Source organism: Pseudoalteromonas distincta (assembly GCF_005877035.1).
In the GTDB taxonomy this organism is placed as follows: domain Bacteria; phylum Pseudomonadota; class Gammaproteobacteria; order Enterobacterales; family Alteromonadaceae; genus Pseudoalteromonas; species Pseudoalteromonas distincta.
Genome location: NZ_CP040559.1, coordinates 553,383 through 577,795, shown reverse-complemented (window position 1 = coordinate 577,795; position 24,413 = coordinate 553,383). Strand labels below are relative to the sequence as shown.

Annotated in this window: 23 protein-coding genes and 1 pseudogene; 15 read left to right on the top strand and 9 right to left on the bottom strand. The window is 38.7% G+C overall.

What is annotated here, in order from left to right; translation table 11 throughout:
- Nucleotides 1-133: 133 nt before the first annotated feature.
- The 3 genes from FFU37_RS19315 to FFU37_RS19305 all read left to right on the top strand — a co-directional run bounded on the left by FFU37_RS19315 (nucleotide 134) and on the right by FFU37_RS19305 (nucleotide 3,132).
- On the top strand, nucleotides 134-1,573 hold the full coding sequence (locus FFU37_RS19315; RefSeq protein WP_138490348.1) for a diguanylate cyclase domain-containing protein: 1,440 nt from the start codon (nucleotides 134-136) through the stop codon (nucleotides 1,571-1,573).
- A 128-nt stretch (nucleotides 1,574-1,701) separates the two neighbouring features.
- On the top strand, nucleotides 1,702-2,655 hold the full coding sequence (locus FFU37_RS19310) for an SPFH domain-containing protein (protein WP_138490347.1): 954 nt from the start codon (nucleotides 1,702-1,704) through the stop codon (nucleotides 2,653-2,655).
- Nucleotides 2,656-2,676: 21 nt separating this feature from the next.
- Entirely contained in the window at nucleotides 2,677-3,132 is a 456-nt protein-coding gene (locus tag FFU37_RS19305) for an NfeD family protein (RefSeq protein WP_024597362.1), read from the top strand.
- A gap of 20 nt (nucleotides 3,133-3,152) precedes the next feature.
- Here the strand turns inward: FFU37_RS19305 and FFU37_RS19300 are convergent, their stop codons facing one another.
- On the bottom strand, nucleotides 3,153-4,025 hold the full coding sequence (locus FFU37_RS19300) for an SMP-30/gluconolactonase/LRE family protein (protein ID WP_138490346.1): 873 nt from the start codon (nucleotides 4,023-4,025) through the stop codon (nucleotides 3,153-3,155).
- A gap of 166 nt (nucleotides 4,026-4,191) precedes the next feature.
- Here FFU37_RS19300 and FFU37_RS19295 point away from each other — a divergent pair.
- Nucleotides 4,192-5,028 (top strand): annotated as a pseudogene (locus tag FFU37_RS19295) (patatin-like phospholipase family protein).
- A 9-nt stretch (nucleotides 5,029-5,037) separates the two neighbouring features.
- Here FFU37_RS19295 and FFU37_RS19290 read toward each other — a convergent pair.
- The 3 genes from FFU37_RS19290 to FFU37_RS19280 are packed head-to-tail and all read right to left on the bottom strand — an operon-like array spanning nucleotide 5,038 to nucleotide 7,159.
- Complete coding sequence (locus tag FFU37_RS19290) at nucleotides 5,038-5,283, bottom strand: hypothetical protein (protein ID WP_024597364.1); 246 nt, start codon at nucleotides 5,281-5,283, stop codon at nucleotides 5,038-5,040.
- On the bottom strand, nucleotides 5,280-6,875 hold the full coding sequence (locus FFU37_RS19285; protein WP_175413930.1) for a PepSY-associated TM helix domain-containing protein: 1,596 nt from the start codon (nucleotides 6,873-6,875) through the stop codon (nucleotides 5,280-5,282). The genes FFU37_RS19290 and FFU37_RS19285 overlap by 4 nt, the downstream gene beginning before the upstream one ends.
- Nucleotides 6,872-7,159, bottom strand: a complete 288-nt coding sequence (locus FFU37_RS19280; RefSeq protein WP_024597366.1) for a hypothetical protein — start codon at nucleotides 7,157-7,159, stop codon at nucleotides 6,872-6,874. Before FFU37_RS19280 ends, FFU37_RS19285 begins: the two co-directional genes overlap by 4 nt.
- Nucleotides 7,160-7,395: 236 nt before the next feature.
- On the opposite strand from FFU37_RS19280, the gene FFU37_RS19275 reads away from it, so the two are divergent.
- The 4 genes from FFU37_RS19275 (at nucleotide 7,396) to FFU37_RS19260 (ending at nucleotide 11,091) form a co-directional block, all read left to right on the top strand.
- Nucleotides 7,396-8,169, top strand: coding sequence for an undecaprenyl-diphosphate phosphatase (locus FFU37_RS19275; protein ID WP_138490345.1), 774 nt, complete (start codon nucleotides 7,396-7,398; stop codon nucleotides 8,167-8,169).
- Between the two features lie 193 nt (nucleotides 8,170-8,362).
- Nucleotides 8,363-8,584, top strand: coding sequence for a hypothetical protein (locus tag FFU37_RS19270; protein ID WP_002960604.1), 222 nt, complete (start codon nucleotides 8,363-8,365; stop codon nucleotides 8,582-8,584).
- A 172-nt stretch (nucleotides 8,585-8,756) separates the two neighbouring features.
- Nucleotides 8,757-10,775, top strand: a complete 2,019-nt coding sequence (locus tag FFU37_RS19265) for a hybrid sensor histidine kinase/response regulator (RefSeq protein WP_138490344.1) — start codon at nucleotides 8,757-8,759, stop codon at nucleotides 10,773-10,775.
- Nucleotides 10,776-10,833: 58 nt separating this feature from the next.
- Nucleotides 10,834-11,091 carry a hypothetical protein gene (locus FFU37_RS19260; RefSeq protein WP_033021301.1) on the top strand — a complete coding sequence of 86 codons (258 nt, stop codon included), beginning with the start codon at nucleotides 10,834-10,836 and terminating at the stop codon, nucleotides 11,089-11,091.
- A gap of 117 nt (nucleotides 11,092-11,208) precedes the next feature.
- Here FFU37_RS19260 and ahpF read toward each other — a convergent pair whose 3' ends face one another.
- The gene (ahpF, locus tag FFU37_RS19255) at nucleotides 11,209-12,783 is read right to left on the bottom strand and encodes an alkyl hydroperoxide reductase subunit F (RefSeq protein ID WP_138490343.1); all 1,575 of its coding nucleotides are present in this window, start codon (nucleotides 12,781-12,783) and stop codon (nucleotides 11,209-11,211) included.
- 155 nt (nucleotides 12,784-12,938) lie between these two features.
- Nucleotides 12,939-13,508 (bottom strand): alkyl hydroperoxide reductase subunit C, encoded by a 570-nt coding sequence (gene ahpC / locus FFU37_RS19250; protein ID WP_002960601.1) that lies wholly within the window; start codon nucleotides 13,506-13,508, stop codon nucleotides 12,939-12,941.
- A 281-nt stretch (nucleotides 13,509-13,789) separates the two neighbouring features.
- Here ahpC and FFU37_RS19245 point away from each other — a divergent pair, with 281 nt between their 5' ends.
- The 3 genes from FFU37_RS19245 to FFU37_RS19235 all read left to right on the top strand — a co-directional run bounded on the left by FFU37_RS19245 (nucleotide 13,790) and on the right by FFU37_RS19235 (nucleotide 15,497).
- Nucleotides 13,790-14,209, top strand: a complete 420-nt coding sequence (locus tag FFU37_RS19245; RefSeq protein WP_138490342.1) for a DUF3429 domain-containing protein — start codon at nucleotides 13,790-13,792, stop codon at nucleotides 14,207-14,209.
- Nucleotides 14,210-14,276: 67 nt separating this feature from the next.
- Nucleotides 14,277-14,678, top strand: coding sequence for a hypothetical protein (locus FFU37_RS19240; protein WP_002960599.1), 402 nt, complete (start codon nucleotides 14,277-14,279; stop codon nucleotides 14,676-14,678).
- Between the two features lie 3 nt (nucleotides 14,679-14,681).
- A complete protein-coding gene (locus tag FFU37_RS19235; RefSeq protein WP_138490341.1) occupies nucleotides 14,682-15,497 on the top strand; it encodes a class I SAM-dependent methyltransferase in 816 nt (271 codons plus the stop codon).
- A 27-nt stretch (nucleotides 15,498-15,524) separates the two neighbouring features.
- On the opposite strand, the gene FFU37_RS19230 is transcribed toward FFU37_RS19235, so the two are convergent.
- On the bottom strand, nucleotides 15,525-17,129 hold the full coding sequence (locus FFU37_RS19230) for a GMC family oxidoreductase (RefSeq protein WP_138490340.1): 1,605 nt from the start codon (nucleotides 17,127-17,129) through the stop codon (nucleotides 15,525-15,527).
- Between the two features lie 102 nt (nucleotides 17,130-17,231).
- Here FFU37_RS19230 and FFU37_RS19225 point away from each other — a divergent pair, with 102 nt between their 5' ends.
- The 4 genes from FFU37_RS19225 to FFU37_RS19210 all read left to right on the top strand — a co-directional run bounded on the left by FFU37_RS19225 (nucleotide 17,232) and on the right by FFU37_RS19210 (nucleotide 21,533).
- Nucleotides 17,232-18,242: an AraC family transcriptional regulator gene (locus FFU37_RS19225; RefSeq protein ID WP_138490339.1), complete on the top strand. Its 1,011-nt coding sequence runs from the start codon at nucleotides 17,232-17,234 to the stop codon at nucleotides 18,240-18,242.
- Nucleotides 18,243-18,279: 37 nt separating this feature from the next.
- Entirely contained in the window at nucleotides 18,280-19,266 is a 987-nt protein-coding gene (locus tag FFU37_RS19220; RefSeq protein WP_138490338.1) for a Gfo/Idh/MocA family protein, read from the top strand.
- 427 nt (nucleotides 19,267-19,693) lie between these two features.
- Entirely contained in the window at nucleotides 19,694-20,437 is a 744-nt protein-coding gene (locus tag FFU37_RS19215; RefSeq protein ID WP_002960591.1) for a FadR/GntR family transcriptional regulator, read from the top strand.
- 232 nt (nucleotides 20,438-20,669) lie between these two features.
- A complete protein-coding gene (locus FFU37_RS19210) occupies nucleotides 20,670-21,533 on the top strand; it encodes an EamA family transporter (protein WP_002960588.1) in 864 nt (287 codons plus the stop codon).
- 81 nt (nucleotides 21,534-21,614) lie between these two features.
- Here FFU37_RS19210 and FFU37_RS19205 read toward each other — a convergent pair whose 3' ends face one another.
- The gene (locus FFU37_RS19205) at nucleotides 21,615-22,811 is read right to left on the bottom strand and encodes an MFS transporter (RefSeq protein WP_138490337.1); all 1,197 of its coding nucleotides are present in this window, start codon (nucleotides 22,809-22,811) and stop codon (nucleotides 21,615-21,617) included.
- Nucleotides 22,812-22,886: 75 nt separating this feature from the next.
- Entirely contained in the window at nucleotides 22,887-23,981 is a 1,095-nt protein-coding gene (locus FFU37_RS19200; RefSeq protein WP_138490336.1) for an NADH:flavin oxidoreductase/NADH oxidase, read from the bottom strand.
- Nucleotides 23,982-24,413: the final 432 nt, after the last annotated feature.

Sequence of the window (24,413 nt, the reverse complement as noted above, 5' to 3'; positions counted from 1 at the left end):
GTAATGATATACAGTATCAATTATAATACGTACTGCCCGCAAACGCACTAAAAACTTAGTAAATCAAAAAAAATGTGCTAATAGTTAGTAAAGAAAAAGAATTTAATTATGGCTTGAACACATGGAGAGTTGAGTGAGTAATAACCTATCAGAAGAAGCATGGCAAAACTTGGAGTTATTGCCGTTTTGTGTATTACTTTATAATGCCAATGAAGATATATTTAAAGTTAACAGCCAGGCACAGGACTTGTTTGACTTAAAGGACCAATCACATTTTTATAAAACTGATTTTTCACACATCACTTTAACCAATCATCACAATAAAAAAGATCTGTTGATCGAGGAGCTATTCTTTGATTATTTTACGGCAAATAACCAATGCCAGTTTATTTTATCGAAACAATCATCCAAATTGCTACTCAACGTAAAATTTGCAAATTTACCTAATTCAAACTCCATTATTATTATCGATATATTAAATAACAACGTGGATGAACAATATGATTTTGATAATATTATATCGAACATCTCAACTGACTTAATTGATATTCAAAATGACGATGTTGATAAGCATATCAACTATGCATTAAAAGCAGTCGGTACGGTTTGCAATGCCGATAGAAGTTATCTTTTTAAGTTTTCCGAAGATGGTAAAACTATTAATAACACTCACGAATGGGTCAATGATGGTATCAAAGCTTTTAAAGACGACTTACAAAACCTTTTAAAAAGCGACCTCCCTTATTTTTTTAGTTCGATGGCCCGTACCCACTTATTCAGAGTGAATGATGTATCGTTGCTCCCCATTCAAGCAATGAGCGAAAAAACGATTTTCCAGCGACAAGAAATAAAATCGGTACTTTGCATTGGTTTACGCTATGACAAAGAACTGGTTGGCTTTATTGGCTGTGATTGTGTTATTCAAAAGCGAGACTGGACAGATTTAGACCTTATTCGCCTAAGGTTAGTAGGTGAAATGCTTGCTAATGCTTTCAAAAATTTAAATTATAAGCAAGAGCTTCAACAAACTCAGCAGCAACTCATTAACGCCAACAAAAAACTCAATAAACAAGTCAATACTGATGGCCTTACAAACATTGCTAATAGGCGTTGTTTTGATCAGACTTTAAAATGCGAAATTAAGCGCTGTGCACGTAATAAGGAACCCATTAGTTTAATTATGTGTGATATTGATTTTTTTAAGCGTTATAACGATAACTATGGGCATCAGCTTGGCGATGAAGTGCTAAAGCGAGTGGCCAAAGCGCTACACAATATTTGTAAACGGGAAGGTGATCTAGCAGCTCGTTTCGGGGGTGAAGAATTTGCGATAGTTTTACCTGCAGTCGACACAGATCACTGTCAAAGGTTTGCTGTTCTTATTCAGGAAAAAATCGCAGAACTCGCAATTGAACATAACTTTTCAACTGTCAGTAAATACCTCACTTTAAGCATTGGGTTTTATAGTTTCATACCCAATCACAAAACAAAACCCAAAGAGGTTATAACTAACGCCGACATAGCCCTTTATAACGCAAAAGAAACAGGTAGAAATAAAATAGCTAGTTTTTAAAAACCGACTAAGGTGGCGCACTGCAGTGAGTTTTAGTGGTTTAAAGTTCTCTGTAGTGATAATCTATACACGCTGAAATTATAAACAATACAACTACTCAGCGTTTAATTATTATAAGGAATGTTTAAATGGATCCAGTCACACAAATTCTCAATATAGTTTTTACTGTTGAGGCTTTTTTACTTGTTTTTGTTATCGTGCTTTTAAAAAGTAGCGTTAAATTTGTACCACAAAACCGCGCCTGGTTAATCGAACGTTTTGGTAAATACCAATCAACTAAAGAAGCTGGCCTTAACTTTATTATTCCATTTATTGATAGAATCTCGGCTGATCGTAGCTTAAAAGAACAAGCTCAAGACGTACCATCGCAATCAGCTATTACTAAAGATAACATCTCACTCATAGTTGATGGCGTACTGTACTTTAGAGTATTAGACCCGTACAAAGCTACGTATGGCGTTGACGACTATACCTTTGCAGTTGTACAACTTTCGCAAACAACTATGCGTTCAGAATTAGGTAAAATGGAGCTTGATAAAACATTTGAAGAGCGTGATCTACTTAACACCAACATTGTTGCAGCTATAAACCAAGCATCTGAGCCTTGGGGTATCCAAGTACTTCGCTATGAGATTAAAGATATTGTGCCGCCTAACTCTATTATGGAAGCTATGGAAGCACAAATGAAAGCTGAGCGTGTTAAACGAGCTCAAATTTTAGAGTCAGAAGGTGATCGCCAAGCAAATATCAACGTTGCTGAAGGTAAAAAACAAGCACAAGTACTTGCTGCTGAAGCCGACAAAGCCGAGCAAATTTTACGTGCTGAAGGTGAAGCAACAGCTATTACGACGGTTGCAGAAGCACAGGCAAATGCGCTTATCAAAGTAGGTGAAGCCGCAGATACAGAACAAGGTCAAAAAGCAATACAGCTAGATCTGGCAACTAAAGCAATTGCAGCTAAAGAAGCGATTGCTCGTGAGTCATCAATTGTATTACTGCCAGATAACGCGACAGATGCAAGCTCAATGGTTGCCCAAGGTATGGCAATTATTAATAGCTTAAATAAAAAGCATCTGAGTTAATAACTAAATAAAGAGGTTTGTATGGATTTTATTACGCAAAATTTACCGCAAACACTTATGGTAATTGGTATTGTTGCTTTAATAATAGAAGTAGCAGTACTTGGCCTTTCTACATTTATTTTATTGTTTTTTGGATTATCGTTATTCCTCACAGGATTATTAATGAGTTTTGGTATTTTACCTGACTCATTAACCACTGCACTTTGGAGTAACACAGTGGTAACAGCAGGCTTGGCCGTTGCACTTTGGAAACCATTAAAACAAATGCAAAATCGCGTAGATAAGAAGCAAGTGAATAGTGATTTTGCTGAACTTACTTTTGTACTTACTAGCGATGTAACAGAGCAAGGTTTAACTACACATCAATACTCTGGTATCAGCTGGAAACTCAAAAGTGAGCAACCAATTATCGCCGGTACTGAGGTTTTAGTAACTAAAAAAGAAGTGGGTGTTATGTGGGTTACGCCTAAAAGCTAATCATCACTGAAAATTACAAGTTACAGTAAAACGGGCGGCTCAAACTGCCCGTTTTTTATACCGGAGATCTGAAATACAGCGCCTTGTTCACCAACAGTATTATTAATCGCTTCATCAAATGCCGATGTAACAAGTAGCAACTCAGCATTTTCACCACCGAAGGCGGTGCATGTCGGTTTTAATGCACAAAGCTTTATTGTTTTAATTAACTCACCGCTTGGGGATAAACACATAACACATCCCATTCCCCAAACAGCTAGCCACAAATTACCTAATTTATCGGTTACGCAGCCATCGGGGTCAACATCAGTATTATTAAATTGATAAAAAACACGTGGCTCAGCGCAAGGTTCGCCAGTTTTCTCATCCAAATCTAATACATAAATACAACTCGTTAAAGAGTCGCAGTAATAACCGCGTAAACGGGACTTATCAAAACACAATCCATTTGGGATACTCAAACCACTTACTACGGCTTTAAGCTGGTTTTTATAATAACGGTATATTTTACCATCCCCTTTTTTAGCATTTACATCCATTGTACTTAACCAAAAGCCACCCCATGGATCAGCACGGCCGTCGTTTGAACGTCGATCTAGCTGTGTATTTTCAATACTAAGGATAAGATGGCGAGTGCTTGAATTAATATGGTATTTGTATATACCAGTACTTGTCCCTAGCAATAAGTGCTGCTCATCAATCCACGCTATTGCACTGAGCGTATCGGGCATATTCACGGTTTTTAGTTGGCTTTTGCTGTGTATATTTTTGCTTAAAAGTAATTTTTTATTTATATCGACCCAAAAAAAAGTGTTCAGCATAGGGTGCCAAAGAGGACTTTCTGCAAGCTGATTCTGTGTGCTTTCAAAAATGGTTACGCTAGGGTAAAACATAAATACTTATTCTTTATTATTAACAAAGCCTTGTAACCCAAACCTTACCAGAAAACAGTTGATTTCGCGATGTGTACCTGGCTTTAATTTATCAACACATTTAGTAATCTCTATCGCATTTTTTAGACTGAGTTGATAACATCAAATTTAATAAAAAGGATTGACCATGAACAACAATAATAAAAACACACTCGTCGTTGAAGGCGGTGCAATGCGCGGTATATTTGCCGCAGGTGTGCTTGATGAGTTTTTAAAACAGCAATACCAGCCGTTTGAACGCTATTTTGGTGTTTCAGCCGGAGCAACTAATATAGCCGCATTTTTATGCAAACAACCAATGCGAAATTATAAAGTGATTACCGACTACTCATGCCGTCCTGAATTTATTAATTTAGCGCGCTTTTTTAAAGGTGGTCATTTATTTGATTTAGATTGGTTATGGCAAGAAACAATTCGCGAAATACGCCTTCATACAGAGGTATTCGAACAAACTCCACAAGAGTTTTATATTGTATCTACGGCAATCTAATCAGGCAAAGCACACTATTTAAAAGCCACCAGCGCCGATATGGTGCATCAATTAAAAGCATCATGCGCTATACCCATTGCATATCGTGACTACCCTATTATTAATGACATAGCGATGACCGATGGCGGTGTTGCGGATTCAATTCCGGTAATAAAAGCGTACGAAATGGGCGCTCGCGAAATAACTGTTATTTTGTCTCAATGTTTAGGCTATCGTAAAAAGCCAAGTAAGGCACCTTGGCTTACTAAAAAAATGTATAAAAACTATCCTGCATTAGTTCAAGCGACCTTAGATAGGGCTGATTTTTATAATAAGTCTATCGATTTTATTATGAATCCACCAAATGAATGCAAAATCAATATTATTGCTCCACCAGCTAATTTTAAAGTTGGCCGAACCACTAAAAAGTTTGAAATACTTAATAGTGGTTACAATATGGGAGTTGATACTGCTAAAGCCTTTTTAGCTAAATAAATGCATTATTTACCCTAATAATTGCGGCGCTTTACCCGCAATAACTGCAGTTAGTAAACCAGCTAACATAGCTCCTACAACGGTGCATATTGCACCGCCTAAAATACCATAAACACTCATAAAGCATATCAGCGCTAAACTAAATAGCAGTGTACTTAAAAAAGCTTTAGTGGGTATTGTGAGTGTGTTTTTGCGTATATTGAGCATCATTAATAATAGACTTACCATGGCAATTATAATTAGTAGTTCGTTCATGCGGGTTGTACCTCTGCTTGTAATTTTTGTGTGTTTTTTATTTTTAAGGCACCAAAAATACACGCGATACCCACCACCATAAAGCTTATATCTACTATCGCGACAAGCGAGCTATTAAGGTTAATAACATTGCTCACGCCAAATATAATATTGAGCGGCAGCACCAAAGCAAGCGAAGCGCCGCATAGCAAAAGAGTCAGCTTAAAATAGTTTTTATAACCTACAGGCAATACACTTGAGAGTAACCATGCCAACCACGTATAAAAAAACACGGGTCCAAAAAAGCTATTTTGCGCCACACCAATAACGGTATAATTAAGTACAACTTGCAAAGGAAATAACACAAAGCTTGCTAATACCAAGCCTCCACAACTGCCAATAATAAAACGATTCCAGCGTGCATATGCCTGCACACTCAGCGACGGGCTACTGCCACGTGTACGCTTTGCTAGCCACATCATCATGCCCGAAATAGGTAAAAGCGCAGTACTTAAGCCAAGCAATACCCAAAGTAATTTTACAAACACCCCTGCAAAGTTCCCAAAGTGCAGCGGAAACATCAACTCAATTACTTTTATCGAAACACCTGAAATATCACCAAAACTACTCATCGACTGCACAAACTCACCATTGCCTTTATAATGCAGTAATTGAGAAGCAACAGCCTCGCCACCTAACAAACGCAAATACACCTGCGCATTCGCATCGTTATGCGCCATTATTGTGACATCCCTAATTACAGCTTCAGGGTAACGACTATGCACATTGTCTAAAATAGTGTCTATTTTTGTAGGTTGCTTAATGTGGCTAACTACCGGCTCAGGAATTGCGGTAAACGTTTCTATTAACTTATCTTGATCGCCACCAAAGCTCACAAACGCAGCTGCTGGTAATAAAATAACGGTCGCAAGCCCTAAAAATGATCCTGTAAAACCAATTACAATATTAAATACACTGCCCCAAATACCTATGACCTTATGAGCATCGCTGACTGCAATATCTAATCCTTTATCTCGCCTAAACGTAAAGAGCTCTTTTATCAATTTACGATGAATAAACAAGCCTGTAACTGCACTTACTAAAAGTGTTAAACCTAAAAAACCAGTGAGTATTAACCCAATTGGTCGCCCTAAATGCAAATCTGCATGAAACTCACCTATGTAGGTTGGCGCATCTGTTTTTTTATTAGCGTAAAACTCTTTACTAGGCCCATAGTAAGTATTTTCCAGCGCCAAAGTATCCGGATGAAACTGGAATACTCTGGCCACCTCTTGGTCATAGTTTTCATCGCCATGGTGGGATTCAAATACCAACGTTAATAAATGAAAGTTATGTCCACTTGGTAAAAACACATGAATGTTTTCGCCAAATTCACTAGGTACTTGTTTATGGTATTCGTTTACTAATCGATTAATTTGCGCGCTGGCAACGTGTTGGCTAGATTGTAGCTCTGGATTTGCCCATATTTTTAACTCAGGTCGCGACAGCACTGCTAATGCCCCACTAAATGCAACAACAAATAGCAGTACCGCAGTAATAATTCCTACCCAGCTATGTAATAAAAATAGCTTTTTTAAAGTAATCGACTTCATCCCTGCCCCTGCGTTAACGCCCAAAAACTCAATAAACCATGTAATACACACAGTGCAATCATTACAACAAACGGTTGCCATACCTTTTGCGCCAAATACGCATAAATAAACAACGCAGTCCAAATAACAGGAAACAGTAAAATAGGCAGTAATATTTGTTCATTCATCTGAAACGGTAAATAAGTTGTCATACCCGGAATCATTATTACCGCAGTAATTAGCGCTAACACACATGCAATTAGGTGCCTTCGCCGTGTGGCTGTAAACGTTTTTTTATTATTCATTATTCGCTCATTAAATTTGCCCAAACATATACAAAACAGTATATGCAAATGATAACAATTGTTATTATATTGTGCATTTAACACTTAATGCAATTTATTAAACACATTAAGTCTAAAAATACTGTTGGTTTGCTTTAAGAGCTTTTATGCTACGCCTCGCAATTTAGGTACGCAGTAATGCGTCATTTCAGTTAAGCCGAGTTCGGGCTTTTTAATTTTTCAGGAAGCAGTAAACCGTGGATATAATTAACGCGATTATTTTAGGTATTATTGAAGGTATAACAGAATTTTTACCCATATCATCAACTGGGCACTTAATTGTAGCGTCAAAGTGGTTAGGCATTGAATCAACAGACACTAACCTCGCCTTCGAAGTCATTATCCAACTTGCCGCCATTTTGGCGGTACTAGCCAACTATAAAGACAAGTTTAGCCCTAAATATTTCAATTTATGGGTGAAAGTTGCCATTGCATTTATTCCTTTGGGTATTATTGGTTTTATATTTAGTGATGTAATAAAAACACTGTTTAGCGTACCTGTAGTGGGTGTTATGTTTATTGTAGGCGGTGTGATTTTTTTACTATTAGAGCGCAGTTATAAAGAGGCTCACTGCACAACTACCGATGTGACCCAAGTTACTTATAAACAAGCTCTTTGGATTGGCGTAGCACAAGTATTTGCGTTAATTCCAGGGACTAGTCGTGCTGGAAGTTCTATTGTTGGTGCCATGTTGTGTGGTTTAAACCGAAAAGCCAGCGCTGAATTTTCATTTTTACTTGGTTTACCTGTACTTGCAGCAGCCTCAGGGTACGACTTACTTAAACATTACCAACTGTTTAACTTAGATGACCTAACTGCCCTTGCTGTAGGTTTTTTAACGTCTTTTATAGTTGCTTATTTTACTATTAAACTATTCATACGCTTTCTAGAAAATTTCACTTTTGTTAGTTTTGGTCTTTACCGAATCGTATTTGGTGTTATTTTACTAACTAACCTAAATTCTGGTTAAGAGATTTAAAAACACTATAAATAATAACGATATTTAAGTCTGTTTCTCTCTAGCTAGAAATTTTTGGTGAAAACAAGGCGAATTTACGCGTCAATAGCTGGTCTATTGCAAGGAAATTCAACGCAGCAAGCGCTAAAAATTGATTTATTATTCAGAACTCAGGTTAGCTATAGCCTACACATAAGAGAATATTATGAGCGAAAAAATAAACGAAGAAGCACTCCACGCCCTAAAAATAGCTTTTACTTACATGCCAAAAGCGATTGAGGTGACAAAGTATGAATATGGCGAGCGCTACCAAAGCGTACTTGATCACATTGAAGCTGTACGTGAAACACTGCTTATTAACGATGTTGACCCAGAGGAAGTAGACGGCGATATCAACCCTGAGTACACACCAAACTCAACCTACTAATATACACAATAAGCTGCGAGCAACTTACTCGCAGTTTGTGTTTAAATCAGTTGTGCTTAATTAGAAAAAGTTTATATAAAGTAATAATTAACTAAATATATTTCACTTTTTTGTTAAACTAGTGCTTTATCAAGCTATAGACTTAGTTCTAAAACCAACAGGATGTTTACTATTGAATTTTCTTAGGCAATTTCACGACATAGTATCTAACCAAAACTTAGACTTTGATGGAAAAACCCATCAACTATTAGCATTTGGACTTGAAGTGTTTAACCTTGATTTAGCTATTATTAGTAAGGTCGAGAAAAGCTGCTATACCGTGTTATATGCCATTACACCAGATAATGCATTAGAAATAGGTACTCAATTTGATTTAGACGGTACCTATTGTGTACACACTCTTAGTGCGGGTTCTGCACTTGCATTTCATAACGTCTCGCAAAGCGCAATTGCTGACCATCCTTGCTATGCAAACTTTAAACTTGAGTCATATATTGGGGCACCTATTAAAATAGGTACCGATATATTTGGAACTGTAAATTTTTCTTCTGCCAATCAATCTCCAGTATTTACAGATGCCGCCTACGACTATATTGAGTTATTTGCGCAGTGGTTAGGGGCAGAACTAGCTCGCAGTATCACTAAAGAAAAATTAATAAAAAACAGCAATAGCTTATTAAAACTAGAAAGCATAGCAAATATAGGCACGTGGGAAGTTGACCTTACTAATAATAAAATTTATTGGAGTCAGCAAACTAAACTAATCCATCAAGTTGATGAAAACTATCAGCCTGAAATTGAATCTGCAGTTAACTTTTACAAAGAAGGTACAAGCAGAGACAAAATAAATAAAGCAGTTGAGCTTGCTATACAACACGGCGAAAAGTGGCATCTAGAACTTGAAATTATTACAGCCAAAAATCAAACCATTTGGGTATCTACATTTGGCGAAGCCGAATTTGACGGTGATACCTGTGTACGTTTGTTTGGTACCTTTCAAAATATTACCGAAGCAGTGACTCTAAGAGAAGAGCTTAAAAATAAACAAGCACAAGCCGAGCGATTACTCGAAGATAGAAGCATGCTTTTTGCAAAAATAAGCCACGAACTTAGAACACCGCTAAATGGCATTACGGGCATGCTTACTACGTTAATAGATGAACATAACGAACAAAAGAGAACCGAAAAAATAAAAGTCGCGCTGCGTAGCGCAGATATACTCCTGAGCATAATAAACGAAGTACTCGATTTTTCTAAAATTAACCACGGTGAGTTAAAGCTAGAACCGACGGATGTTTTATTAAATACAACATTTACTGATCTCATTTCTTTGTACACCCCGTTATTTAAAAACAGCAATGTAGAACTAGAAGTTAAAAATGAAATTTCTGATAGCTGCTGGGCATATTGCGATAACACACGCCTAAGTCAAATTACCTCCAACTTATTAAGTAATGCGTTAAAATTTACTGAGCATGGTTGTGTAAAACTGCACACGTCTGTGATTAATAACAATAATAAATTAACGCTAAACATTAAAGTCGCCGATACAGGAAGAGGCATGACTAGCCAATTTCTTGAATCTTTATTCTCCCCTTTTACTCAAGAAGTAGATGCTAAAAACAGTAAAGGAGGCACAGGACTTGGCCTCGCAATAGTTAAAGAACTTGTTGAGTATATGGGCGGAACAATCAAGGTAAGTAGTAAAGTAAATCAAGGAACTACTTTTTCGCTAAGTATCCCTATAGAGCTAGGTAAAGAGCAAAAAGTAGAGCTAAATCCACTATCAAAAATAAACATTAACGCTTCTAAGCTTTCTGTTTTAGTGGTGGATGACAACGACATAAACAGACTCGTTCTTGATGCGTCACTTAATAAACTCAATATAAAGCCAGACTTTGCAGTAGATGGGCAAGATGCCATATTTAAATGCGAGCAAAAGCATTACGACCTTATTTTTATGGATTGTATTATGCCTATACTCGATGGTTTTGAGGCTACAAAACAACTGCGTTCAAAAAGTATCTGTCCGCACGATTCAACCTATATTGTTGCCCTTACAGCCAATACTTCATCGCAAGATAAATTAGCATGCAAACAAGCCGGTATGGATATGTTTATTTCAAAACCGTTTAAAATGCATTCTTTAGAAGTCGCTATTGCGTCAGCGGCACAATTACTAAAGCTTTAAAAATATTAGCTTTGCACACTTAACTGCGTGCTAAATATAGTTAGATAAGGAATTAACAATGAAAAACATAATTAGAACTATATTACTAACTGTCCTTATTGTTGCAGTATTTAAAGGCGTTTCCACTGGGCAATGGAGCTCATCAATAACAATAGTTATCGTATCAGGCGTATTGCTGTTAGTTACATTTATCAGTGCTAAGTCATCACGTGGATCATCAGCTTATACTGGCAATGACTCAACAGCTTCCTCTAGCAGTAACTCATCACATTCTTATACAGATTGCGGCGGCGATTCTGGTGGTGGGTGCGATTAAATCGTGTGCTAATTCTTAAGCATTAAAAAAGCCGCCTTTGGAGAAGGGCGGCTTGGGTTAACAAACAGCTATGGGTGTAGCCTTGCTGTTATATCAAGAGAGTTTTTACTAATTACATTAAGCAGCGCTTTGATCAGCTTCTTCAGAGTGGCGGATTAAATAATCAAATGCGCCTAAGCTTGCTGTTGCACCACTGCCCATTGCAATAATAATTTGTTTAAACGGAGTATTGGTTGCATCCCCCGCGCCGTAAATTCCTGGTAATGAAGTTGCGCCTTTAGCATCAATTAGTATTTCACCAAATTTGCTTAATTCAAGGTCGCTGTCTTTTAACCACTCGGTATTTGGTATTAAGCCTATTTGTACAAATATACCGGCAAGTTCAAGCTCTTTACTCTCTCCCGACACTCTATCTGTGTACATTAAGCCAGTTACTTTTTTACCATCACCAAGTACTTCGGTGGTTTGTGCACTTTTGATAATAGTAATATTAGCCATGCTTTTAGCTTTACGAATAAGCACTTCATCGGCTCGTAGTGTGTCTGCAAATTCAAGTACCGTAACGCTTTTCACAATATTGGCTAAATCGATTGCCGCTTCTATACCTGAATTACCACCACCAATTACAGCAACAGGTTTGCCTTTAAATAAAGGGCCGTCGCAATGTGGGCAATATGCCACACCGTGGCCACGATATTCTTGCTCGCCTGGTACGTTCATTTCGCGCCAGCGTGCACCAGTGGCAAGTACGAGCGACTTAGCTTTAAGTACTGCGCCATTTTCTAGTGTAATTTCGTAACCATTGTTATAACCAAGTGCCGCTGCACGCTGATTATGCATCACATCTACATCGTATTCTTTAACGTGCTCTTCAAGCTGGGCAACCAATTTAGGCCCTTCGGTCGCTTTAATCGAAATAAAGTTCTCTATTGCTAATGTATCGGCAACTTGTCCACCAAATCTGTCGGCAACAATACCTGTATTTAACCCTTTTCGTGCTGAGTAAATCGCAGCTGACGCACCCGCTGGGCCGCCACCAACTACAAGTACATCAAACTCGTCTTTTTCGCTTAGTGCTGCTGCTTGTTTAGCAGCCCCTTTGCTATCTACTTTATTGAGTATGTCAGTAAGGCTTAGTGCACCTTGGCTAAATGGTTCGCCATTTAAATATACAGCCGGTACAGCTAAAATATTTCGCTCTTCTACTTCACCTTGAAATAATGCACCGTCAATCATGGTGGCTTTAATATTACTGTTTGTCGCTGCCATAGTGTTAAGTGCTTGCACTACTTGCGGGCACGTTTGGCAACTTAAACTTATATATACTTCAAAGTTCAGCTCTTGAGTAAGCGATTGTATTTGCTCAATGTCTTCGCTTTTAGCTTTACTTGCATGTCCGCCAGTATGCAAAAGTGCTAACACTAAACTTGTGAATTCATGACCCATAGGTACGCCTGCAAACGTAACATGAGTGTTTTTAATAGGCGAATGTACAACCATTGATGGGCGACGTGCGCTTGTATCAGGGTTGCTTATTACAGTAAATTTATCGCTTAGTGAGGCTAAATCGTTTGCTAAGCTTTCTACTTCTGCTGATTTTTTGCTGTCATCCAAGGCAATAAGCAGCTCAACAGGTTGAGTAAGCGATTCGAAATGGCTTTTTAATTGATTTTTTATGTTGTTATCTAACATGGCTTAACCCTTTTAGGAAAATTTAAACAGCAAGCCTCCCATGCCAAATAATGCATGTGCTTAAACAAGTATATTGATATTGGAGGCACCAACAAACGAATGTTCGTTGATTTAAGGGCAGTTACCTGCCCTTATAAAAGTGGGTAAACCTATATTTAGATTTTACCAACTAAATCTAGTGAAGGTGCAAGTGTGTCTTCACCTGGCTGCCAAGATGCAGGGCAAACTTCACCATCGTGAGTTGCAATGTATTGTGCAGCTTGTACTTTACGAACTAGTTCTTTAGCGCTTCGGCCAATTCCTAAATCGTGAGTTTCGATTACTTTAATTTCGCCTTCTGGGTTCATTACAAATGTACCGCGAAGTGCTAAACCTTCTTCTTCAATCATTACACCAAAGCTACGTGTAATACGCCCTGTTGGGTCGCCAATCATTGGGTAAGTAATTTTACCGATAGTGTCTGACGTGTCATGCCATGCTTTATGAGTAAAATGAGTGTCAGTAGATACTGAGTAAACTTCTACGCCCATTTCTTGAAGTTGTGCATAGTAATCTGCAAGGTCACCTAATTCGGTAGGACATACAAATGTAAAGTCTGCTGGGTAAAAGAAGAAGATAGACCATTTACCTAGAACATCTTTTTCAGACAATTCTACAAAGTCACCGTTGTGGTAAGCGGTTGCATTGAATGGTTGTAATTTTGTATTGATTAATGAAGTGCTCATGGTATTTCCTCATCTGTGTTTATGTATTTTAAAAGTAATCAACGCTTTCGTTTTAAACGACCTTCTGCGTTGGCTTGATTAATACAATAAGGCCAATGGGGAATTAAATAAAATTGATTGTTTAGATTAAAACAATCGATTTTTTGGGTTGAACTATATAATCATTGTTATCGTAAACATTAGTTGAATTGTAAACGCTGGCGAATTATTAAGACCGCTAATCGCAATACTGCTACAATAGCCCCGCTTCAAATAAGTCATTAAATATAAGGCACACCGTAATGGAAAAATTTGTTAACCATATACAGCTAGGTTACCTAGGCTTAATCCCGTTTTTAGGGTGTGTAGGTTGGCCACTCATGTTTGGCAGTAATAGCCTTAACTTGGAGTTTTTTACTTTTTACAGTATCGCCATTTTAGCATTTATGGCGGGTAACTTATGGCGCGCCGGAGAGCAAACTTATAGCAATGCTATAAAAGCTGTTGCGCCTGTAATACCTATACCATTTTTATCATTTTTACCTGTTGAGTGGGCACTCGCTTGGTTAGGTGCTAGTTTTTGGTTAGTACTTATATTTGAAAAAGCCACGCCGCAATGGCAAACCTATCATAAAGATTATCAAAAAATGCGCTTTGTACTTACCTCTGTTGTGTTTGTTTGTCACATTTTGACTATTGGTATGAGTATTTACCCTAAATAGCAGCTGTAAACTTAAATATTGCGTGGTAATAAGGTAATATCCGCGCACTGCTATTTGAGGACACACCATGATTGACCAACTACGCCAACAACTCGACGAACTTGGCGAAAACTACGTAGAAAAAAACGCTGCATTTAAAATCAAAGTGATCCCATTTTTTTGCGCTATTCGCATTAAAAAAGATCATAAGAGCGAAGGTCGTTTAAGCTTTTATTCAAGTCAATTACTCGAAATATTTTTAGTCGTCTTATTTTTGCTATTCGGTTTAACACTGTACGATACAGATGCAGGATTTACTCACGGCCCTATTCATATTGCCTTTGCTATTTTAATTACCTTTAATCTTATTATTAAACAAATCGCAATCGAAGGGTTAAAAACCAGACTTGCGTTTCATCGTTTACTAGCAAAAGACTCACAAACAAATAGCGATATAAATAATACTGCTACAAACATAAACGCTAAATAAAATATGTATTTAAATCCTCAATGGCGAATACTCACGGTAGGCGATGGCGATTTATCGTTTTCGAACTCTATTTACACCCATCTATCGCCAAAAGCATTGGTTGCATCCACTTACGATGACCAAACTACTATTGAGCAAAAATACCAGCACAATGCACTTAGCAACTTAAAAGCGCATAACGTTGAGGTACTTAATAGTTTTGATGTAACAAACCCTGCATGTTGGCAAGCTCTAAGTAAAAACCAGCACAGCTTTGATGTGGTTATTTTTCAGTTTCCGCTTATACCTGCATTTGTTGGCCGTGAAGCGTTTGAAAACAACACGCGCCAAACCAGCATGAACATATTAAACCGCGCTTTACTGCATCAATTTATTAAATACGCTAACGAATACGCGCTTGATAAAAATGGGCCAATGCTTTGTTACATCACCTCAAAGGATGTAAAACCTTATCGAGAATGGAATATAGAGGGGAGTTTAAATAACGGTTTAACCGCAGATTATTTAGGCCAAATCCCATTTGATATTAGCCATTTTGAAGGTTATAAAGTTCGTAATGTTGACCGCGACAAACACGTTAAAGACACAAGCGGCATAACTTACGTTTTCAGCCCAAAAAGTCTCGATAAACATACTAGCGAATTAAGCTCACGCCTTACAATGCCTGCATACTTAACATCTAACCATTGCCCCCTATGCCGCGTTGGGCCTTATGTGGCAAGCGAGGACGAAGCCAAGCATCTAAACGCTAAAAAGCATCAGCAAATGCTACATCTTGAAAGCGATTGGCAACAATGGCTAAATGAGTTTTATCGCTAATTAATAGCCCTACTACAGTTTATTTAATTATTCCTTTGCGTGTTTAATTAAATCAGCCGCTTTTTCAGCAATAGCAATTACCGGCGCATTTGTGTTGCCGGTAATAATAGTAGGCATAATCGACGCATCAACTACGCGTAAGTTACTCACCCCGTGTACTCGCAAATTAGTATCTACCACTGCCATTGAGTCTTGCCCCATTTTACATGTCCCTACTGGGTGATATTCGGTATCTGCAGTTTGGCGTATAAACTCAATTAGCTGCTCATCATTATTTATATCAAGCGGGTAGAGCATTTTACCGCGTATGTTATCAAAAGCGTTGCTTTGCATAATAGCGAGTGTTTTTTTAAGGCCTGCAAGCATTACAGTTAAATCATCTGGGTGGCTTAAGTAATTAGGGTCAATATGCGGTGCACTACGCGGGTTGTTATCGGCTAATGTAATAGTACCTCGGCTTTTGGGGCGCATAATACTGCTGTGTATACTGTAACCATGCCCAGTGTGTAATTTACGACTATGATCGTCCACCAGCCCAATAACAAATTCTAGCTGCACATCTGGCGCTGGCGAGCCTTCAAATAATTTAATAAACGCGTGCGACTCTGCAAAATTACTGGTTAATCGCCCTTCTCGTTTACTAAACCAATTAACGCACCCTTTAAAAATACTGGCAATGCCTAGCGGGCTTATACCAAATGTGCCTTTATTTGTTTTTGATTTATAAAGTGGCACTACCGTTAAGTGGTCCTGTAAGTTAGCGCCAACACCTTCAAGTACGTGCTGAACCTTAATGTTATGTGCACTTAACTGCTCTTTAGGGCCAATACCCGAAAGCATTAATATTTGCGGCGAATTAATAGCGCCAGCACTAAGTATTACCTCTTTTTTAGCACGTAAATTAATAACCTCTTTATTACGCTCTATTTGCACGCCTTGCGCTATCTTATTGGTTATATTTATTTTATTAACGTGGCTATGGGTTAATACCGTTAAATTTGGGCGGTTTAAATGCGGTGTTAAATATGCTTTTGCTGCACTACAACGCTCGCCATTGTGCTGAGTTACCTGTGATAAACGCGCGCCGCTTTGCTCTCTACCATTTATATCGTCGCTTAAATTAATACCCTGCTCAGCACAGGCATTTAAAAAGTATTGGTTTACATTGCTTGGGTTACTTAGCTCTTGTACATGTAGCGGGCCTTTTGTTCCGTGCAGCTCATTATTTATAAACGCTTTATTGTTCTCAGCTTTAATAAAGTACGGGAGTAAACTCTCAAAATCCCATCCCGTATTGCCATTAGCCGCCCATTGGTCGTAATCGTACTTATTACCTCTTATGTAAACCATTGCATTGGTAGAGCTTGACCCACCCAATACTTTGCCACGCGGCACAAAACCACAGCGGTTATTAAGCGCTTTTTGTGGCACCGTATTGTAATGCCAGCTATTTATGCCATAAGGCACACTCGCTGCTATGCCAGCTGGCATTTGCACAAATGCACTTTTATCGCTGCCGCCAGCTTCAATTAAACACACACTGACATTTTTATCCTCAGACAAGCGCGATGCCATAACGCAGCCGCCACTGCCTGCGCCAATCACAATGTAATCAAATGTTGTATTGTTCATGGTGTACCTTAATAAAAGTTTTAAACGACCTTAACAGTAATAGTGCATAGAAAAACCCAATAAAACTTGATATTTTTAGACATCACTTATTTGGGGTTAACCATGAGCAGCCTAATCAGAGCCACGTCATTACAAGGTATAGACACGCTAATTAGCGAATTTGGCGGCGATCCGCATGAAATAATGCAAAGCTGTAATATTAGTAACGTTGACTTTAAAAATCTCGACAACCAATATTTACCTTATCGAGATTACGCTGAGCTTTTAGAATACTGTGCTTGTAAGTTCAATTGCTCTAGTTTTGGCCTTAAGCTCGCAAGTAGACAAAATTTTGATATTTTAGGACATATTGCAATAGCTGCCAAAAGTAGTACTAATTTAGGTGATGCACTTAATTGGGTTATTAAATACCTTTACTTACACAGCCCTGCACTTAGCTTAAACTCGCATCCTTTAGAGAATGATAAAAGCTTGTTTTTATCATTCGAAATTAATTTAAAACCATTACCGCACATAAACCAAGTCATTGAGCTAACCATTGGTTTAGCATTAGCTGTTATTAAAAAGCTGAGTAATAACCGCTGCAAACCAATTAATATATTTTTGCCAAAAAAGTTAAGTACTAATACTCGTGCCTATAACACTTACTTTGGTTGTAACGTTATAGAGCATCGCAACAGCGCTGGCATTGTAATCTCAAAAAGTGATTTAACCCTTGAGCTTGATCACCCTAAACTAAATAAAGTACAAGCAGCGCTAAACTTCTTGGCAAAAAACAAAGAACACACACAACCGTTGCCCAACCAAGTTAGTGCGCTAATTAGGCCTATGCTTCCTATTTATCAATGTAGCAACCAAACTATTTCAGCTGCGCTGGGTATGCACCCGCGTACTCTGCATCGAGAACTTATCAAACATAATACGAGTTTTGTAAAACTAAAAGATGCCACTCGCCGCGCTTTAGCTGCACACTATTTAGCGCAAAACCAATTTACAATCTCAACCATATCTGAGCTTTTAGGGTATCAGGAACAAGCAACACTAAGTGTTAATGTTAAACGCTGGTTTGGGTGCTCTCCTCGAGCATATAGGACTAAAAAAATGTTAAACTAAACACTCTTATTATTTTTATTTAAGCTAAGGAGTGAGCATGAACTTTGTTATTGTTGGCACCAATTTTATTAGCGACACATTGTTAGCCGCTGCAAATACGTTAAACGATTTTAATTTATATGGGGTGTGCTCGCGCGCAGTATCTAGCGGCGAAGCGTTTTTAGCCAAACACCCACAAAATGCACAAACAAAAATTTTCACCTCAATCGAGCAAGTTTGCCAAGATAAACATGTTGATGCTGTCTACATAGCCGCCCCTAACAGCTTACACAAACAATATGCCGTTATGTGTCTAGAAGCGGGTAAACATGTCCTTGGCGAAAAACCATCAGCTGCCAATTCTAAAGAGCTTGCAAGCATTATAGCTACAGCAAAAAAGCATCAGCGCCTTTACATGGAAGCCATGATGACCACTCACTTGCCTAACTTTGAACGGCTGCAACAGGCAATGGTAAAAATTGGCACACCACGTAAATATATTGGCCAGTACAGTCAATACTCATCGCGTTACGATAAGTATAAAAATGGCGAACGCCCAAACACATTTTTACCCGAGTTTGCTAACGGCGCTTTAGTTGATTTAGGGATTTACCCACTGTATTTATTAATTGCACTTTGGGGGGCACCAAAAAGCGTGAGTGCCAGTGGCGTATTGCTTGATACTGGTGTAGATGGTGCGGGCGATGTATTACTAAACTACGCTGATAAACAAGCCGTTATTAGTTACTCCAAAATATCGCAAGGCGACAACATAACCGAAATACAAGGCGAGCTTGGGCGCATACGTATAGAAGCGGTATCGCAACTTAAAAAGGTGGAGTTTATTGCTAATAATGGTGATGTAGAGGTTATATCCCAGCCGTTTGATGAGCACTTTATGAAATACGAAGTTGAGCATTTTATGTCATTAGTGAAGCAAAATATCCTTGAGTCACCAATTAATACGCACATTTTAGCCAGTAACGTAATGAGCGTTCTTGATGAAGCGCGCAAACAGCTTGGGGTTGTGTACCCTAACGACTAATTAAATAAAATATGGGCGTTAACCAACGACAGTTAACGCCCAGAAGAAAGCTTAAATAGCTCTCGTACAACGACACATCTTACAAAACACTTTAAAATAGCGATCCCCATCCATGGGCAATCAAATACTTCTACAACAAACTTAACACTGACAACCCAACTCGGTTTATTACCAATATTTGTTACTCAATAACCTTAAATCTAACCTAACACATAAAAACATTACCAATCAAGCTGGCCAATTGCATTATTTTAAACTAAATTGGTAATACAAGAATGCAACCATTGGTGTATAGTGGTTTTTAACCCTAACATCGCGTTAGAATTTTGACATAATAGTGAATTTTAAGGTAACCTCTGATATTAACAGTTGGTTTTGACTTATAGGCCCCAGAGGCCATTATTCCTTAAGGTAATGAAGGTAAAGTATGGGTAATCGTCGCTTATTTTGGCGCATAGTTGATAAAATTGAGTCTTTAATAAATCAAGGCGAATTTTCTGCTGGGAGTCGTTTACCACCTGAACGTGAACTTGCAGAAATGTTTGATGTAAGTCGCCCTACCATTAGAGAAGCTATTATCGCATTAGAAGTACGTGGCCGAGTTGAAGTTAAAACCGGCTCTGGTGTTTACGTAGTAGAACAAAAAAATGCATCTATAAAATCAAAAGAAATCAGTGCATTTGAACTCACTCAAGCTCGCGCGTTAATTGAAGGCGAAATTGCCGCTTTAGCTGCGCAAAGTATTACAGAAGAAGAACTAGAGCAACTAAATAAAACATTAATTGCTATGGAAAAAGGCCTGTATGTTGAGCAAGCCGACCGTGAGTTTCACGAAATTATAGCTAGAGCAACGCGTAATAAAGCACTTGAATTTGCAGTGTCTAACTTGTGGGATTTACGTTTAACAAATCCACAAATTGTTGCTGACTATGGCAGTGTGTGTAAAAACAATAACGAATGCGTTATGGACGAACACACCGCTATTTATACAGCCCTAAAGTCGCATGATGCAAATGCAGCGCGCAGTGCAATGCACAAACATTTTAACCGCTTAATTAATGCTTTATTTGACGCTGTAGAATCGCGCGCACTTGAAGAAATTAAACGCAAAAATGATGAAAAACGAGGCCTCTACTCGCTTGATGGCTTAGTTAATAAAAGTGCCCACTAAGGCCTTTTAACCAACTGATTAAAGTTAGCAAACGCCTGTTTGCTAACTTTACCTCTTACTTTATTTACCTGCCCTATTTAATATACTTTTAATTGCGTTATTTTTGGTCGCAAACACTTACCTATAAATTTAAAAAAAGATACTATGCCGCCATTAATATCGGGCGGGTTTAGCTTTTATACTCCCTGCATTACATAACTAATTGATAGAGTTACTCAACTCAAGGATTAAAATGCAAGCATCTTCAAAAAGTTATTTACTGGCTATCGTGTGTGTATTGCTTGCCATGATGACCATTCAAACGGGCGCGTCGTTTGCAAAACAGCTTTTTCCTATTGTTGGCCCTGAAGGCACGACAGCCCTTAGGCTTGGTTTTTCTGCCTTTATACTTTGCTTAGTGTTTAAACCTTGGAAACACTTACCTACTACGGGTAATCGTATTCCTATAATTGTGTATGGTTTAAGCTTAGGCGGCATGAACATTTTGTTTTATTACGCCATTGAACGCATTCCACTAGGCATTGGTGTAGCACTTGAATTTACAGGCCCGCTTGCTGTTGCCTTGTTTTCATCACGCCGCAAACGTGATTTATTTTGGGTTGCCTGTGCTATTGCCGGTATTTTACTTCTGCTTCCTGATATGAGCGGCCAAGACAGCCTTGATCCATTGGGTGTAGCGCTTGCGCTTGGTGCCGGTGCATGTTGGGCAGGTTATATATTATTTGGTAAAAAAACGGGCACACAAAGCTCTGGTGGAGCCACTGTCGCATTGGGCATGACTGTTGCCGCTATAGTGCTAGTGCCTTACGGCGGCATTATGCAAAGCGCCGCGTTTACATGGGAAATTATCCCATTAGGGATTGGTATTGCTATTTTATCAAGTGCACTGCCTTATACACTTGAAATGGTTGCACTGCGTAACATGCCTTCACAAGGGTTTAGCGTAATGATGAGCTTAGAGCCTGCAATTGCCTCGCTCGCAGGGTTTATTATACTGGGTGAATTGCTTACTTTATGGCAGTGGCTCGCTATTTTGCTTGTAATTATTGCATCTGTTGGTAGCTCGTTTTCAAACGCAAAAAAACAGGCTACTTAATTAACTACCAAACTAACCTAAACAAGTTAAATAAAGTCACCACGCACATGGTGACTTTATTGTGTTGTATCTGGTAATTTTTTAACTCACAGCCTTACTTTGCTTTTTAGTTGTAACCAAATAACCAATCAACGAAATAAGCGGCATGCCGGTAGCGACCAGAGCAATAGCTGTCCACCCGCCCGCTTCATATAATGGGCTGGCAATAAGCGAGCCTACTGCGCCACCTACAAATATACTAGTCATGTAAATAGCGTTTAAACGCGCACGGCTTTGTGGCTCTAGTGCGTACACTGCACGTTGACCCAATACCATATTGGCCTGCACAGCAAAATCAATAAACACACCGGTTAATGCCAATACTATAATGCCGTAAGGTAACTCAAATAAGCTTGGTAAAAAGCACAGTGCTGCAATGAGTTTGGCCAGTAACGATACCTGATGTGTATAGCCCTTATCAGCCAAACGCCCAACAATGGGGGCAGCTACAGCACCTGCTGCGCCCACTAGTGCAAATAATGCTATTTCTGATTGGGATAAACCATACTCACGGGCAAGCACAACCGGTACGCTCGTCCAAAATAAGCTGAACGATGCAAACATTAACGCTTGAAAAAGTGAACGTTGCCGCAGCACTGGTTGGCTAATCATTAACTGTTTAAGCGATTTTAATAACTTAAAATACGTTGTTTTATGGGTTGGTTGCCTACTTGGAATAGCAAAATAAATTACGCCTGCAATAAACACCATACACCCTGCTGCAAAGTAAAATACAGCACGCCAACCAAAGTGATCGGCTATTAAACTCGATATAGGTCTTGCCAGCAAAATACCTAACAACAAACCCGCCATAATATTACCAAGAACCTGTCCGCGTTTTTCGTCAGACGATAAATGCGCAGCAAGCGGAATAAGCACCTGAACAGAAACCGAGCTCATACCTATCATTAAACATAAAATAAGCATTACATTAGGTGAATCAGCAAGTGCCGTACCCACTAAACTCAAAAACGACACACCAAGAGTGACCAACATAAGCTTTTTATTTTCAACTAAATCAGCTAGTGGTACTAAAAAAAACAACCCCAAAGCGTAGCCTATTTGTGTAAGCGATACGATAAGGCTAGCACTGCGTGAACTTAATCCAACTTCTGGGGCAAGTAACTCAATAATAGGTTGAGCGTAATAAATATTGGCAACAATAAGACCGCAACACAAAGCAATAATAGTAACGAGTGTATTGCTAAGAGGTTGCGCTGAAACGCCTGTTTGGGTCATGTGTGTCTCTACTTTATAAAAATAATAAAACCCAACCCGCAAACGCGGGTTGGGTTTCTACAAAAAAACTAAACTTTATTTTATTGGTGATGGCTGCCCATGTGGGCTTGAGCGTAAATACTGTTTAGGTGCAGTTACTGTAGCGCCAAGCTCTGCAGCTGCATGCCACGGCCAGTGCGGGTTATATAAAATGCCACGCGCTAGTGCTACGCCATCGGCTTGCTGCTCACTAATAATATCTTCGGCTTGTTGCGCCTGTGTAATTAAACCCACCGCTATAACAGGCATTTTAACCGCTTCTTTTATGGCTGTTGCAAACGGTACCTGAAAATTAGGTTTTACTGGTATTTGTTGCTCTGGGCTTAGGCCCGCCGTACTTACATGAATAAAATCACAACCTAGTTCATCAAGCGCTTTACTAAGCACTATCGATTGCTCTAAATCCCAGCCACCTTCAACCCAATCGGTTGCCGAAATACGCACACCCACTGCTTTATTACTGGGGAATACCGCTCTTACCGCTTTAAACACATCAAGTAATAAGCGCATTCTGTTTTCTAGGCTGCCACCGTAGTTGTCATCGCGCTTGTTTGAAAGTGGCGACAAAAATTGATGTAACAGGTAACCGTGCGCACCATGAAGCTCGATTAAATCAAGGCCGAGTTCATCAGCGCGTTTAGCTGCACTTACAAAATCTTTAATTAGTGAATCTATGTCAGATTGGCTCATTGCTTTTGGCACTGGGCTGTTAGCGTCGTACGCAATTGCAGAAGGTGCGAGCGTTTGCCAGCCATTTACATCATCAGGTGCAATCGCATCACCACCATCCCATGGTTTTTCAGTTGATGCTTTGCGCCCAGCATGCGCTAACTGAATACCAATAGGCATAGGGCTGTATTGCCTTACTGCTTTTAGGCTTTTGCCTAGTGCTTGCTGGGTTTCGTTATTCCAAAGCCCCAAATCGCCGTAGCTAATACGCCCTTCTGGGTTTACTGCTGTTGCTTCTAAAATAAGTAACCCTGCACCACTTAAACTCAATTGGCCTAAATGAATAGTATGCCAATCGCTAGCAGCGCCATTATTGGCTGAATACTGGCACATGGGTGCAATAATAATACGGTTATCTAGCGTTACTTGCCCTAGTGATAAAGGCGAAAATAGTTGGCTCATTGTTAATCCTTAAAAACACGCACAAAAAAGTGCGGACAAAATAAAAAAGAGAATACGAAGCGGCAATCAAACACGCTCACTCAATAACTTAAACTGTCACTAATAATGGCGACTTAACATTCTTAATGGGGATCAAAATACACTTTAATAGTGCTAATAAAAGTATAAGTAATGACATTATGAAATATTAATTTTAATGTAATAATTTGTTTAACGAGCACGTCATAACACCACCTTTAAAATATGAATGACTATTTACCTTTAAACAAGGGTTTAATTTTTAATCTAACTGTACCTAATTACACTAAGCCATTGCCTGTATTACCGATTAACCAAATAAAAACCCTACATATAAACCATATTTATTCTATAAAAGTGAATTAAAATTCAATTTAAATATTCCAAGCGACTTCACTCCCTGATAAACTGCTT

Excerpts from the sequence above, each read along its gene's own strand:
- FFU37_RS19310 (WP_138490347.1), top strand. The coding sequence starts at position 1,702 with ATGGATCCAGTCACACAAATTCTCAATATAGTTTTTACTGTTGAGGCT.
- FFU37_RS19305 (WP_024597362.1), top strand. The coding sequence starts at position 2,677 with ATGGATTTTATTACGCAAAATTTACCGCAAACACTTATGGTAATTGGT.
- FFU37_RS19300 (WP_138490346.1), bottom strand. The coding sequence starts at position 4,025 with ATGTTTTACCCTAGCGTAACCATTTTTGAAAGCACACAGAATCAGCTT.
- FFU37_RS19290 (WP_024597364.1), bottom strand. The coding sequence starts at position 5,283 with ATGAACGAACTACTAATTATAATTGCCATGGTAAGTCTATTATTAATG.
- FFU37_RS19285 (WP_175413930.1), bottom strand. The coding sequence starts at position 6,875 with ATGAAGTCGATTACTTTAAAAAAGCTATTTTTATTACATAGCTGGGTA.
- FFU37_RS19280 (WP_024597366.1), bottom strand. The coding sequence starts at position 7,159 with ATGAATAATAAAAAAACGTTTACAGCCACACGGCGAAGGCACCTAATT.
- FFU37_RS19270 (WP_002960604.1), top strand. The coding sequence starts at position 8,363 with ATGAGCGAAAAAATAAACGAAGAAGCACTCCACGCCCTAAAAATAGCT.
- FFU37_RS19260 (WP_033021301.1), top strand. The coding sequence starts at position 10,834 with ATGAAAAACATAATTAGAACTATATTACTAACTGTCCTTATTGTTGCA.
- ahpF (WP_138490343.1), bottom strand. The coding sequence starts at position 12,783 with ATGTTAGATAACAACATAAAAAATCAATTAAAAAGCCATTTCGAATCG.
- ahpC (WP_002960601.1), bottom strand. The coding sequence starts at position 13,508 with ATGAGCACTTCATTAATCAATACAAAATTACAACCATTCAATGCAACC.
- FFU37_RS19245 (WP_138490342.1), top strand. The coding sequence starts at position 13,790 with ATGGAAAAATTTGTTAACCATATACAGCTAGGTTACCTAGGCTTAATC.
- FFU37_RS19240 (WP_002960599.1), top strand. The coding sequence starts at position 14,277 with ATGATTGACCAACTACGCCAACAACTCGACGAACTTGGCGAAAACTAC.
- FFU37_RS19235 (WP_138490341.1), top strand. The coding sequence starts at position 14,682 with ATGTATTTAAATCCTCAATGGCGAATACTCACGGTAGGCGATGGCGAT.
- FFU37_RS19230 (WP_138490340.1), bottom strand. The coding sequence starts at position 17,129 with ATGAACAATACAACATTTGATTACATTGTGATTGGCGCAGGCAGTGGC.
- FFU37_RS19225 (WP_138490339.1), top strand. The coding sequence starts at position 17,232 with ATGAGCAGCCTAATCAGAGCCACGTCATTACAAGGTATAGACACGCTA.
- FFU37_RS19220 (WP_138490338.1), top strand. The coding sequence starts at position 18,280 with ATGAACTTTGTTATTGTTGGCACCAATTTTATTAGCGACACATTGTTA.
- FFU37_RS19215 (WP_002960591.1), top strand. The coding sequence starts at position 19,694 with ATGGGTAATCGTCGCTTATTTTGGCGCATAGTTGATAAAATTGAGTCT.
- FFU37_RS19210 (WP_002960588.1), top strand. The coding sequence starts at position 20,670 with ATGCAAGCATCTTCAAAAAGTTATTTACTGGCTATCGTGTGTGTATTG.
- FFU37_RS19205 (WP_138490337.1), bottom strand. The coding sequence starts at position 22,811 with ATGACCCAAACAGGCGTTTCAGCGCAACCTCTTAGCAATACACTCGTT.
- FFU37_RS19200 (WP_138490336.1), bottom strand. The coding sequence starts at position 23,981 with ATGAGCCAACTATTTTCGCCTTTATCACTAGGGCAAGTAACGCTAGAT.